At 65.3% G+C, this 13,096-nt stretch carries 11 protein-coding genes and 1 pseudogene; 3 read left to right on the top strand and 9 right to left on the bottom strand.

Going from position 1 to position 13,096, the window contains the following annotated elements; genetic code table 11:
- A partial coding sequence (gene atzF, locus I71_RS08460; protein WP_042693810.1) for an allophanate hydrolase occupies nt 1-1,492 on the top strand: 1,492 nt, incomplete at its 5' end.
- 156 nt (nt 1,493-1,648) lie between these two features.
- Nucleotides 1,649-1,978: pseudogene (locus I71_RS35735) on the top strand (IS5/IS1182 family transposase); the annotation flags it as partial.
- 79 nt (nt 1,979-2,057) lie between these two features.
- Here the strand turns inward: I71_RS35735 and I71_RS08455 are convergent.
- From I71_RS08455 to I71_RS08435, 4 genes are all read right to left on the bottom strand, one after another.
- On the bottom strand, nt 2,058-3,980 hold the full coding sequence (locus I71_RS08455; RefSeq protein ID WP_042693801.1) for an alpha amylase C-terminal domain-containing protein: 1,923 nt from the start codon (nt 3,978-3,980) through the stop codon (nt 2,058-2,060).
- A 1-nt stretch (nt 3,981) separates the two neighbouring features.
- A complete protein-coding gene (locus I71_RS08450) occupies nt 3,982-5,232 on the bottom strand; it encodes a hypothetical protein (RefSeq protein ID WP_042693799.1) in 1,251 nt (416 codons plus the stop codon).
- Nucleotides 5,233-6,502: 1,270 nt separating this feature from the next.
- The gene (locus tag I71_RS08440) at nt 6,503-8,338 is read right to left on the bottom strand and encodes a GMC oxidoreductase (RefSeq protein WP_042693797.1); all 1,836 of its coding nucleotides are present in this window, start codon (nt 8,336-8,338) and stop codon (nt 6,503-6,505) included.
- A gap of 20 nt (nt 8,339-8,358) precedes the next feature.
- Complete coding sequence (locus I71_RS08435; RefSeq protein ID WP_042693795.1) at nt 8,359-9,459, bottom strand: gluconate 2-dehydrogenase subunit 3 family protein; 1,101 nt, start codon at nt 9,457-9,459, stop codon at nt 8,359-8,361.
- 89 nt (nt 9,460-9,548) lie between these two features.
- On the opposite strand from I71_RS08435, the gene I71_RS40975 reads away from it, so the two are divergent.
- Complete coding sequence (locus tag I71_RS40975) at nt 9,549-9,680, top strand: recombinase family protein (protein ID WP_375731181.1); 132 nt, start codon at nt 9,549-9,551, stop codon at nt 9,678-9,680.
- Between the two features lie 584 nt (nt 9,681-10,264).
- On the opposite strand, the gene I71_RS08430 is transcribed toward I71_RS40975, so the two are convergent.
- The 5 genes from I71_RS08430 to nthA form a co-directional block, all read right to left on the bottom strand.
- Complete coding sequence (locus I71_RS08430; RefSeq protein ID WP_042693793.1) at nt 10,265-10,996, bottom strand: CbtA family protein; 732 nt, start codon at nt 10,994-10,996, stop codon at nt 10,265-10,267.
- Between the two features lie 59 nt (nt 10,997-11,055).
- Nucleotides 11,056-11,265 carry a CbtB domain-containing protein gene (locus I71_RS08425; protein WP_042693791.1) on the bottom strand — a complete coding sequence of 70 codons (210 nt, stop codon included), beginning with the start codon at nt 11,263-11,265 and terminating at the stop codon, nt 11,056-11,058.
- A gap of 60 nt (nt 11,266-11,325) precedes the next feature.
- Nucleotides 11,326-11,847 (bottom strand): DUF1097 domain-containing protein, encoded by a 522-nt coding sequence (locus tag I71_RS08420; RefSeq protein WP_042693789.1) that lies wholly within the window; start codon nt 11,845-11,847, stop codon nt 11,326-11,328.
- A gap of 111 nt (nt 11,848-11,958) precedes the next feature.
- The gene (locus I71_RS08415) at nt 11,959-12,312 is read right to left on the bottom strand and encodes a nitrile hydratase accessory protein (RefSeq protein WP_042693806.1); all 354 of its coding nucleotides are present in this window, start codon (nt 12,310-12,312) and stop codon (nt 11,959-11,961) included.
- Nucleotides 12,313-12,329: 17 nt separating this feature from the next.
- Nucleotides 12,330-12,974 carry a nitrile hydratase subunit alpha gene (gene nthA, locus I71_RS08410; protein WP_083897048.1) on the bottom strand — a complete coding sequence of 215 codons (645 nt, stop codon included), beginning with the start codon at nt 12,972-12,974 and terminating at the stop codon, nt 12,330-12,332.
- Between the last annotated feature and the right edge of the window lie 122 nt (nt 12,975-13,096).

Genomic DNA, 13,096 nt, shown 5'->3' with positions numbered 1-13,096 from the left:
CGACACGGCAACGCCGGTGCAACGCCTGCTCGACGCCGGGGCGATCCTGGTCGGCAAGACCAACCTCGACCAGTTCGCGACCGGGCTGGTCGGCGTCCGCTCCCCCTATGGCGTGGCGCGCAACCCGATCGACCCGCTGTGCGTTCCCGGCGGCTCCAGTTCCGGATCGGCGGTGGCGGTGGCGTCGGGGCTGGTCGGTTTCGCGCTCGGCACCGACACCGCCGGATCCGGCCGGGTGCCTGCCGCCTTCAACAACATCGTCGGGCTGAAGCCGACCAAGGGACTGGTCAGCACCGCCGGGGTGGTGCCGGCCTGCCGCTCGCTGGATTGCGTGTCGGTCTTCGCCCTGACGGTGGAAGACGCCATGGATGTGCTGGCGGTGATGGCCGGGTCCGATCCGCTCGACCCTTACAGCCGGGCGGCCCCACCGGTGCCGGCCGCCCCGCGCGCACCCTTCCGCTTCGGCGTGCCGGCCGCCGACCAGCTGCGCTTCTTCGGCAATGCGGAGGCCGAGTGCCTCTATCGCACGGCGCTCGACCGGCTGTCGGCGCTGGGCGGCGTGGCGGTGCCGATCGACTTCGCCCCCTTCGCCGAGGCGGCGGCCCTGCTCTACAGCGGCCCCTGGGTGGCGGAGCGCACGGCGGCGGTGGGCGAGTTCCTGGCGGATTACACCGATGCCGGGCTGGAGGTGACCCGCGGCATCATCGAAGGAGGATACAAGCACGACGCGGTGGGCTGCTTCCGCGCCATGTATCGCCTGGAGGCCCTGCGCCGCGACACAGCACCGGTGTGGGACGCCATCGACCTGCTGGCGGTGCCGACCACCGGAACGATCTACACGGTGGCGGAGGTGATGGCCGATCCCATTGCGCTCAACACCAACCTCGGCACCTACACCAACTTCACCAACCTGCTGGACCTCTGCGGCATCGCCATTCCCAGCGGCTTCCAGCCCGATGGCCGGCCGGCCGGTCTGACCTTGCTCGCCCCTGCCTTCCGCGAAGCCGCCGTCGCCGTGGTGGCGGGTGCCGTGCACCGGGCGGCGGGGGTGGCGATGGGGGCGACCGGTCTGCCGCTGCCGCCGGCCCGCCCCACGTCCTACGGAGGCGAAGGGCTGATTTCCCTGCTGGTGGTCGGCGCGCATCTGAGCGGCCAGCCGCTGAACCGGCAGCTGACCGATGTCGGCGGACGGCTGGTTGGGGCGGCGATGACGGCACCGCGCTACCGCCTCTACGCCCTGCCGGGGGAACCGGCGCGGCCCGGCATGCTGCGCGTGGCGGAGAGCGGCGTTGCCATCCCCGGCGAGCTGTGGGAGCTGACGCCTTCGGCCTTCGGGCACGTCGTTGCCGAACTGCCGCAGCCGCTGTGCATCGGCACGCTCGAATTGGCCGACGGCCGCATGGTCAGCGGATTCCTGTGCGAGGCGGTCGACACCCTGGGCGCCCCGGATATTTCCGGCTTCGGCGGCTGGCGGGCCTATCTGGCCCGATGATCCCGGCGATGATCCCGGCGATGATCCCGGTGGATTCCGTCAAGTTGGTGTTGGGCGGGTTGCCGGAGCGGGCGAGGGCGGGATTTGGAGCGGCATGACGACATCCGCCGACCGCCGCTATGCCGGTTACCGTTGCCTGCGGAGATCATCGCGACGGCGGTCTCCATGGTTGAGGCCATTCCCGGCCACCACCGCATCCCGGTGGGTGCCGACAAGACTTGCGACACCAGGGATTTCGTGGCGAAGCCGAGCGAGTCGGGCGCGGCCCGGCATGTCGCGCAGAACACGCGCAACCGCTGCCCGGCCATCGGCGGCCGGTCCGTCCGCCACCCCGGGTACGCCGTCAGCCTTCGTATCCGCAAGCGGATTGAGGAGGTGTTCGGTTGGATCAAAGCGGTCGGGCTGCGCCAGACCCGTTTCCGGGGCACGGCTCGCGTCGGCTGGATGTTCACCCCAACTGCCGCCTACAGCTTGATCCACCTGCCCATTCCAAGACAAAGCGCAAGTCCGGTGCCGGCCGTCTGGACCTGGATGATGCCGAGGTTGTTGGCCATACGCCGCCCCTTCACCGAGAAAGCAAGACGATGCCGTTCGCCGGGACAACGATCTCCGCCGAAGCCGGAAAGCCGTGCAGGGCGGGAGCCGCCGCATCGACGCCGCCGCCATTGCCGTGGATGTCGGGGTTTACCCAGTGCTCATAGGTGTCGCTGTTGAACCGCTCGCGCCAGTGACCCGCTCCAGGAAAGCCGAGGCGATAGCCATGCCATGGAGCCTCGCGGAGATTGGCGACGACGACGACATCATCGCTCTCGCCTTCGCGCCAGCGATGATAGGCGATGACGCGGTTGTCGTTGTGAACGTGGAAGACATTGATCCCGCCGTCACGCAGCGCGGGCAATTGCCGACGCAGACCGAGAAACTCGCGGATGAAGCGGAAAAAATCCTGACGGGATCGATCCGTCGTCAGGGCCTGCCAGTTGACGAGCGCATTGCGGAAATAGTCGGGGCTATCGCTCCAATATTCGTCTTCGAGGATTTCCTCGCCCATAAATATCATCGGAATCCCGGGACTGGTGAGCAGGAGTCCCGTGGCGACCCGGCTGCGGCTGCGTGCGAACCACGACCGCGGATCGGACGGATCGGCGTGGCGCGGTATGCGCGCCTCGCGATCATTGTCGTTGTCCATGCGTACGATATCGTGGTTTTCGAGATGCCGCACCTGCCGCCAACCGGTATCGCCCGCGGCGCGCAGCGCCTGCGCCAGCCCATCGAGATCGAGCCGCGCCCCGGACCCGCCGCGCGCCTGCTCGAGCACCGCCCGAACGGCCTCGCGCAGGTTGCTGGAGACCACGGCATCGAAGCCGGCGCCGTCATGTGCCCGAGGACGCAGCACCGCCGACTGATCAGCCCAGTATTCGGCGATGAGCGGCGCCTGCGGCCGCTTGAAACGCAGCGTCTCGGTCAGGTCCTGGAGGAAGTGCCAGCCGCCATAGCGGTCGATGACAGTGACCTCGTCGAAGCGAAACCCATCGACGTGATAGTCCTCAAGGAACAGCCCGGCATTGTCGATGAGAAACTGGCGTACCTCCTGCTTCCAGTAGGCGAAGACAAGGCCGCCGGCCCAGCCTTGGTCGGTGAAGTAAAGGCTACGGTTGTTGTCACCGGGCCAGTCGCGGTCGAGGAAGAACAGGCTTTTTGGGTCGAAGCCGCCGCCGGCATGATTGTAGACGAGGTCGAAGATCACCGAAATGCCGTGGAGGTGCAGGATGTCGATCACCGCCATCAGTTGCTTCGTCTGGCAGTCGATCGCGGTCGGCCCCAGCGGCGCATGGCCGAAGCGCGCGAGCAGGCCATTGGCTTTATCGAGATAGCGTTCGAATTCGGGGTCGGTCGGTGCGACCGAATAGTCCATCTCGGGGGAAAACAGATCGAGGCCGTTGTAGCCGAGCGACCGCTTGGTCGCGAATTCCTGGATCGGCAGCAGCTGCACGGCGTTGACGCCGAGTTCGACGAAGTGGTCCACCCGTTCGAGCAGGTCGAGGAACCGGCCGGGGCTGTCGGCGCGTCGGTCACGGCCCTGATTGTCGACGGACCAGAAGGCGCCGACATGGAGCTGGTAGATGACCAGGTCCGAGAACGGCGGCGGACGAAAACCCTGATCATGCCAGGGGAAGCTCACCGGCTGGGTGACGACGCAGTTGCAGTCAGGGAACGCGGGAACCCGAGTCAGCGCGCGGGCGAACGGATCGCGCTTGAAGCCTACCCCCGCCGGGCCATCGACGACGTAGAGGTACTCATCGCCTTCCTTGACGCCATCGACCGAGGCGAACCAGTAGCCGCCGGGTTGGCTCTCCAGGGGATAGTCGTTCCAGTTGGTGAAGTTGCCGCGCACCTTGACCGAACTTGCGGCCGGCGCCCAGAGCCGGAACGTCGCCCCGAACGGCCGCAGGTTGGCGCCCATCCGCGCATCGGTGCCGGCGTTCGCCATCTCAGTCGTAGCCGCCGAACATGAACAGCAGCATGCGCTCGTCGGTGGTGTTGAAGATGCCATGCAGGTTGCCCCCCTTGAGCAATGCCATGTGCCCAGACCGCAAGGTGCGCACCTCGAAGCAGCGCTCCCGCTCGGGCATCTTGCACCAATCGCCCACCACCATCAGGGCTCGACCATCGATCATCAGGAAGACCTCCTGATTGTCCCGGTGCCGGTGCAGGCCAATACCGCAATCGGCATGCACGACATGAAGGTCCATGTAATCGACCGCCATGAAGCGCTCGGTCCGCACCCCAGGCGCCTTCTTGCCGAAGGCGTCGAAGCTCCAGTTCTCAAGGGTGCGCCCCAGCTCGCCGCTGTCGGCGAAACGGCCGTAATTCGACATCAGGTTGCGGTAGTCGAGCACCCCTACGCCGCCATGTGGGTTGGGGCTCACGCCGCCGGACAGGAAGTTGTCCCATCCCCTGAGCTTCATGTTGAACTCGAAATGGTAGTTGGCTCCGCCCTGGGCGTCCCAGTGAGCGAGGCTGCTATCGGCCCAGGCGCACTCGACATGGAGCGGCAGCACCGGGTGGACCGTGCACTCCGGGGAGATCGATCGCATGTCGCGGTCAGCGACCTTCTCCTGGTCGAAGTCGGAGAGGTTGCCGGTGACCAGGGCATTGTCGACGAGCAGTGCCCCCGTAACGAGGGCGTCGCGCGAGCCGGCCCGCAGGATGTTGCGGAGGTCAGGGCCGGAGTAGCCCCAGATCTCCACCTCGTAGCGCTGCGATTGCGGGTTGTAAGGGACGACGAGCGGCGCAGCCGGGGTGCGGCCGTTGACGCGCAGCCAGAGCCGGATCGGTGTGCCCGGCGAGCCTCCGATGGCGCGCCACAGGGGCGTCTCGGGACCGGCCTGGTAACTGATCCGCAGGAACGGACAGATCGTCTCACCGGTCGAGACCCAGCCCCGCACCAGCTGCGTCGGCGCCAAAGTGAAGCTCTTGACGTTCTGTTTCTGGAAGTCGGTCTTGTTGTCCTGAGCCTTTGGGTCTAGCTGGTCGGCGTCCCCGCCCTGTGGACCGTAAAACTCCAGTGTACCGATGGAGAACAGATATTCGAGGTGGTCCCGCAGATACCACTCGCGGTCGACCGCGAAACGGGCGTCCTGGATCCGGTCCATGAGCATCAACAGCGGGTTGTCGTTGTTGTAGCTGAGTGTTTGGCCCGGCTGGACGCGAATGACCCGGTCGCTGTGCAGGATCTCCATGTGGCCCCTCGGCAGCTAGACGGTGTGGTACAGAAAGGCGACGAAGCGCAGAGGCATGGCACCGGTGTTGCGAATCCCGTGGATGCCGCCGCTCTTGGTGTAGATGACGCTGCCGGGCTGCACGGGCAGCTCGCGGCAAGCACGCCGGTCGAAGCCGTAGACGTTGCGGTCGACCAAGTTGTAGGCACCAAGCCCCGGGTCGTCGCCCTCACCCATGTAGGCAATGCCGCTTCCCTCGGTGATGCAGTAGAGTTCTTCGGTACCGATGTGCCGGTGGGTGCCCTCGACCTTGCCCGGTGGGATCGTCACCTCATGGAAGAACACCATCGAGGAAGCGAACTCGCGCTGGACGACCCAGCGCATCTCGATGATGTNGTCGTCGCCGCTGTCCGGATTACCCGGATCCATCATCGCGTTGCGGTACTTGACCGGCGTCAGGTCGCGAAGGTTTGAGAAGAAATAACCACGGCGGAAGTCGAGAAGATAGTTGCTCTTGCCGATCGTGTTCTTGAATGAGCTTGGCACATCCTCGACGGGCTTTTGGAAACTGCGCAGATAGTTGTTGTCCCAGGCCGGGTCGGCGATCGCGAAGCGGGTAATTCCCTCCACGGCAGGCTCGTGGAAGGCTACCTCTATGCGGCGAACTTCGAACAGGCGGGCCATCAGCTCCTTGAAAGCGAAGACGCTGGTGATCGGGCCGGACAGTCCGATCTGGTCGATCACGCGGATATCGTGGCGCTTGCCGCGCGGCGGTTCCACGGTCTCCCAGATCTCCGCCTGATAGGCGTTGATCCATTTGTCGAAATGCAGCGTGATGTCGTTGTCCGAGGGCCCCTCGTCCCCGTCGGGATCGGTTTGCCCGGGGTCCAGCATCTTCAGGTACATGCCGACGCGATCGCCCAGCAGGCGGCCCCTCTCACGGGCAACTTCGGTTAGGCGTCCGCCGCGGTACTCCACCCGCAGCACGTTGCTGAGGAATACCCCGTCAAGGAACACCTGTGCCTTGAGCACGGTAATGTCGAAGGCGTTCCGAACCTCGCGGACATTGTAGCGGTAGCGACTGCTGCGGGTCGCATTGAGGTAGGCGGCGTGATAGACGCGGTCTGGATAGAAGACGACCTGGAAGACCTCGTTCCAGGGATCGCTGAACAGATCGTTGAACTGCGGGTGGAGCGATGCGCGCCCCAACTCATCGGCTGGCATGGGCGCCCCCAGCCCCGGCGCGCTGGGATCGAACTTGGCGTTGAAGCGAGGATCCACGGCAGCCTCCTCAAACCAGCCCGCTTGAGGCGATTTGGTCGCCGACGCGGAAAGCGTTTGCCTGGATGGTCAGGGTGGGGTTGGCGCCGCCCGAGGTCGGCATGAAGGCGCCATCGGCCACATAGAGGTTGTCGAAGCTCCAGGCCCGGCAGTTGGGATCGAGCACGGAATCCCGCGGGTCGCTGCCAAAGCGCGCTCCGCCGAGTATGTGGTTGGCGATCCGCGCGAGCGAGTTCTCGCTCATAAATACCCCACCGAATCCGTCCACCGGATAGTTGCCGCCTCCACCGTCACCTCCATAGGCCAGAATATCCCGGCACTTGCTGGCCAGGGTGAGCATGAGGCGCTGGTCGTGGGGGTGCCAGGACTTCACGATGTAGGCGACGCGCCGGCCCCACTTGTCGCGCACCCGGTCGTGCAACTCGATGCGGTTCTCCCGTTGGGGCAGTTGGTTGGCCATGAAGCTGACGGAGAGACGGCGGCCAAACTGTGCGTTGAGGAACTCGACGAATCGGTCGCCAACGACCTGCGTGTCGTTGTTGAAGGCGTGCCATAGCGTATCGAGGTCGGAAGCACCGTGCGTGCGCCCCAGCGAGATTGGCAGCGCCTGATCCGATGTATTGTTGTAAATCGCTCCGCCTGCCCAAAGCCCGTTCTCTCGGATAAATTCCTCGCTGCCGCAGAAGTCCGTCGCCCAATCGCTATCAATGGTGATCGACTTGTCGTGGCGACCCGGCATGACCGCCGAGGCGCCGCCAAAACAATGGGTCAGGAAGTACTTGCCGAGCAGCCCATTGCCGTTGATGCGTCCTGCGAACGCGGCATCATTCTCGCCGGATAGCAACAGCAGGCGCACAGATTCGATGGCCGAGCAGGCGACGACCACCACCTTGCCCGAGACAGTCAGGTTCCGGCCGCTGGGATCGCGCAGATGGAGGCGGGTGATCCTGGCGCCTTGCGCCTCCAGGTGAGTGACCACCGTATTTGGCCACAGGGTGAAGTTCGGCTCGCGACTGATCGGGCGAAGCAGGGCGACCCAGGTTGAGGACTTGTAGTCCAGCGCGTCACCATACCGATTGACGTAGCCGGTCTGCGGCCCGTCATCGCTTCCCGGTCCGATCGTGCCGACTTTGCGTCCGCTGGGTGCATGGTCCTGGGTGATGACAGCCTGAGGCGTGCGGTAGGGGGCCATGTTGAGCGCCACCATGCCGTCGTGCGCATACTTGCTGATGGGGTTGGGGGGGAGTGGCGTCTGATAGTGGTCTTGACTCGCCGGCTTCATCTGGTTTGCGCGTTGGCCGTTGATACCGACCAGTTCCTCAGCCTTGCAATACCAGGGCTCCAGCGCGTCGTAGCCGAACGGCCAGTCGCGCATCTCGGCGAGGACGTCCGCCGTCACATCCGGGGCAAGGTCGGTTCGCCCCTTGTTGAAGCTCGCGAGTTGGAAATCAAGCGGGGTGAAGCGCAGGGAGACCCCGCCATAGTGCTGTGTGCCCCCGCCGACGCATTGGCAGGTGTAACCCTCGATCGTCGCATAGTCGCCGTTGGAGCCATTGCGGTAGATGTGGGGCTCGTCGTTGAGGTCCGGCTCGACGTGGCTGGTGAAGAAGGAGGCCCCCGTGTTGGCCAGGCCCGGCACCGTCAGGATCTTTTCGGGCCCGTCCGAGATCAGCTCATCGCGCTTGTAGTCGCTCAATCCCAGTGGATCGTCGGCCTGGGGGCGGAATAGAGGCCCCTTCTCGATGACCAGGACGCTCTTGCCGGCCTTTACCAGGGTGTGGGCGATCGGTGCACCGCCGCCGCCGCTTCCAATGATCACAACATCGAATTCGGCGACTTGAGCCATCGCGTCCTCCCCCTCCTGTCCTAGCCGTGATATTCGCTGCTGCGCCCCAAGGGCGGCTCGTGGGCCCGTGCCCAGTCGAAGTAAGGCGCAGGCGCGGCTGCCAATTGCAGCCTGGGCAAAGCATTGGTGGCTGGATCGGTGAGGTTGCTGGCCAGGAACTGCCAGCCCGCCGCTCCGATGTTGCCGCCGTGCTTGGGATGGGAGAAGGCGCCGGTGAAGGCGTGACGACGCAGCAGTTGCAGGAAGAACCTTGGGCTGGAATATTGTCCATAGTCCCAGCCGGCGATTGCCCCCGGCGTGTCATTGGCCAGTTGCTCATAGAGCTGCCGGTAGTCATCAAGCGGCAGCTTGAGCGGGTCCTTGCCCCTGTTCCACCGTTGCAGGACCTGGTAGCAGAGCGCCAGGCAGATCCGGTAGTCGACCAGCCGGTGCTGTTCCTGCCGGGCGAGCAGCTTGTCGATGAACGAGGCGGCTCCGACGGACTGTTCAAGTCGGAAGGCGCGGGCAAACTGGGCCTCACGTCCGGACTTGTCGAGAGACTGATAATAGGAGTTGAGCCAGCGCTGGGCCTCGGTCGTGCGGAACGGGAGGATGTGCTCGGTCAGGCGCTCCAGGAGCTGGAATTCCCAGGGAGCAAGCACGACCAGGCTTGTGCAATAGTCAGTGAAGAATCGCGACCACTCCGAACCATCGGGGCGGCGCGTCCGCTGAGGATTGATCGGATCGACCAGGGTCCGTCCGCCGGCCAGATACCGGTAGTAATGCACCTCCCCCTTCGGAATGGCGACGCTCACCGCCCAATAGTCGCTGTCCTTCACCTGCTGCAGGGCAATGGGCTCCACCAGGCTTGCGAAGGAGCCGATGACGCCGAGCGAACGCCCGAGCGCCGCCGCCCGGTTGATGCAGACGAAGGTGACGAGGTTCAGACCGGCGCCGCGGTCGGCACTTGAGTCGCGAAAGCTGTCGATGATGGGAAAACGCCAAGCCTCGGCGATTGCGGCCCGTGCATCGCCAACCTCAAATTGGCCGTAGCTATGTCGACCGTCACTGTTATCGCGCGCGAGGGAGCGCGCGCAATGATTTAGAACATATTCTGAATCCTTCCAGACAATCGGGATCACGCGCCGACCTCCCAATAAAAAAGGGGCCGAAGACCGAAATTATACTTGATAAGCGATGATAACTCACTCCGCATACCAACGGCACGCTGGTGGTGCGGAAACTCGACTGTCTCGGGCGTTCGCTACCCCGCCTGCTCAACATCGTGGCCGGCTTGCGGGACATAGGTATCGCATTTCGGTCGCTGGTGGAGGGCATGGACACGAACACACCACAGGGGTAGCTCCTGTTCCATGTCTTCAAGGCTCCTGTCCAATACAAATGTGCCGCGATGCGTGAAGAAATACAAGCCAGACTGGCGCGTTCCCGGGGTTCTATCCGGAATGATGGTCGCCATACGACGATCGGGTGCCGGAAAGTGGGAGACGGCGATTGCCACCCTCAACAGAGGTAACAGCAAGGCGGCAGTCCGCGGTGCCTTCGGTATCCCTCGCCGCAGGGGGCGGATGAAGGTAAGGACATTCGCAGGAATTAGCATCTCGGCTTGGGGGACGGATTGAGCAACCGGGTTTCGGGAAATTCCGCCTTGCAGTCGTTCAGTCATCCCGGTTGGTCATCAGGATGGTGCTGTCAGCTTGTCCCATCTGTGCGGCTGCCGCGAGCGTCCGGTGGATGAGGCGGCGGTTGTCGCGAAGGTCCGGGCCATCGCGGCGGGATGGCGATCGGGTCACGGATAGACAGAAGGCGCTGTGTTCAGCGGGGTGACTTGAAGCGCTTCCTCCGGCATTCCCGTCGTCGGGCAAGGCATGCTGGAGGACGGCGAGTGTCCGGGGTGGCCGAGATCATCGCCATCCTCCAGCATTGCTCTCAAGCGAACAGCCGCCGGTGGAACGCCGCCGTGATGCTCCCCAATGCCAACCAGGAGACCAGGCTCGACGCCAGGGCGACGATGACGAACTCCGACCAGAGTGCCATCGGCACGCCGCTCTCCTCGGCCGGGGCCGCAGGGGCTCCGATGATGTGGGGGGCGGCGAGGAGGATCGCAGCCAAGGCGATGGTCCGGCCGGAGCGCCGGGAGGCGATCAATGTCAGTCCCAGCGCGGTGGCCATCGCGGTGCCGATCCACCACATCTGGCGCGCCATCAGGTCGCCCGCCGCCATGCCCGGCAGTTCGGGCGGCAACCCGAGCGACGGGGCGAGCGAAAACACGGTGAACCCGGCCAACCCCCACAGCAGGCCCTCACGCCAGGACAGACGGCGGCGTACCAGCACAAAGGCGCTGCTCATCAGCAGGGCGAAACCCGTGCTGGTCAGGACGTCGGCCAGGGCGGTGAAGAGCGTGCGCTCCCACCCGTCCTGCGGCGTCCAGGCCTTGGCGTCGTGGTGGTGTTCCGGGGAGGACGCCGCTGCAGTGTCGTGGCCGTGGCCTTGGTCGTGGCTGTGGCTGTGGGCCGCGGCGGGAACCGCTTCCGCGGCTTCGTAGGTCTCGGCTTCCAGGATCAGCGGCACCACACCGACCTGATGGACCAGGGTGGTGACGAGGCCGACGAGCAGTCCCGCCGCCAGCGCTGTGAAAACTATCGAACGGAACGTCTGCATCGGCCTTGTCCTTCCAGATGCGCAGGCCCTTCTGCGCGGGGGTGGTGTCGCCGCCCGGCTCAGTGGCAGGGGAAGCCGTTGGCGTGGCGGGTATCGTGGGCGGCGTTGTGGACGGCCTCGATGTGGGCGAAGCCGGTCATGCCGACGATCAGGCAGCCGAGCATCGCCGCGAAGAAGGCCGGAAGCAGCCGGTCGCGGACGGTGGTGGAGCCGCCGATGAGGGAGATGGCTTCGTTGGTCGGCAGGGTGCGCTGAAGCAAAGACGACATGGTCGTGTTCCTATCTTTGAGAACGGGTGGGTGGAGCGGATGGCCGGCGTGCGGGACGCATCAGGTCGCCCGCACGGTCCCGGGCGTGAGGATCCGGCTGATCTGCGCCGCCAGCACCGCCGAGGCGTAGGCGAACAGGGCGCCGACGATCATCGAGACGGGGATGAGCAGCAGCGCGTTGCGGCCGGAAAACGACAGCATCACGCCCGGCGTGAAGGCATCGGCGTTCTGCGTCAGGTAGGCGAAGGTGCAGGCGTAGCCGTAGGTGACGGCCGGGATCGAGGAGAACGCCTTGATGTGGGCCGCCAGGATGTAGACCGCGATGGAGACGGCCACCACGCTGGCGCCCCAGACGGCGCCGCCGGGAACCCCGGCGATCACCAGCCCCGCCGTCCAGGCGACGGCCACCCCGAACAGGTTCGAGACGACCGTCGTGCGGAAGGCGGCGGCGTCGCCGCCGGAGTGGTAGAAACAGGCCCAGGCCACGAAGGCGGCCCAGATCAGGAATGCGTCGGAGACCATGAACAGCCAGGTTGCAACGCCCCCGAGCAGGGCGACGCTGATGGCGAGGGAAATGATCATGGCAAGAGCCTTTCGGCTGGAAGGGCAGGATTCAGGGCCGGATCCATCCTCACCGGCCGGTTCGGATGGCCCGGACGACGGAGCATCGATGGGGGCGGCTCCCCGCCCCGGTCAGATCACTTCGTCGCGGCTGCGCGTCCGGAACTCCTCGGTGCGCCGGTCGATTTCCTCGGTGGTGACCAGTCCCCGGTCGAGCACCAGCTTCTCGAAGGCCGACAGCCACTGCTCGTAGTAGTTCCAGGTCTCGTCGTCGGGCGGGTGGGACTTGTCCCACGCGCCGATCGTCGAGATCAGGCTCTGGCGGAAGGATTCCCAGGGGTAGCTCCTGGCTTCCGCCAAGGCCAGCGCCATGCCGAAGACGCGCCCCTGCCAGGGTTCCTCGAATTGCAGGCTCTCGCAATTGCGCGGCAGCGCGCCGACACCGTTGCGCAGGTCGTCGACGAAGGCTTCCGTGGTGGTGTTCATGGGACGGGCCTTTCCGATCACGCCGAAACGAGGGCCAGGCCCTGCATCGACTCCGTGGAAACCAGGGCGGCGAGCTTCTCCTCCGTCCAGCCGTCGGTGCCGGCAGGCCGCTCGGGGATGACGAAGTAGCGGACCTGGGCGCTGCTGTCCCAGATCTCGACCCGCTTCCCGGCCGGCAGCGTGACGCCGAAATCGGACAGGACGGCGCGCGGCTCGCGGACGACGCGGGCGCGGAACACCGGATCCTTGAACCAGTAGGGCGGCAGGCCGAGCAGCGGCCACGGCCAGCAGGAGCACAGCGTGCAGCAGACGATGTTGTGCACGGACGCGGTGTTCTCCACCACCCGCAGGTTCTCGCCCTCGATGCCGTCGCGCAGGCCGAGTTCGGCGATCCCCGAATTGGCGTCCTCCATCAGGCGGGCCTTGAAGGCCGGGTCGGTCCAGGCCTTCGCCACCACGCGGGCGCCGTTGAACGGACCCATCTCGTGTTCGAAGAAATGGATGATCCGGTCCACGGTGTCGGTGCCGATCAGCCCCTTCTCGCGGAACAGGGATTCCAGCGCCTTCGTACGGGCGGCGTAATAGGTCTCGCTTTCCCGCAGATGGTGATGGTGCTCGTGGTCGTGCCCGGACTCATGGCTGTGCGCGTGATCGTTGCTCATGGAAAATAACCCTCGCTTTTTCGATTGGCTTTTGAAAATCGGCGTCGGATCAACCGCCGGCAGGATCACGCCGCGTCGAGGTAGGCTTCGAAGCAGTCGTTGTAGAGAACGTCCTCGCGTCC

Origin of the sequence: Azospirillum sp. B506, from assembly GCF_000333595.1 — a bacterium.
GTDB lineage: Bacteria > Pseudomonadota > Alphaproteobacteria > Azospirillales > Azospirillaceae > Azospirillum.
This window is presented reverse-complemented; position numbering and strand designations above follow the sequence as displayed.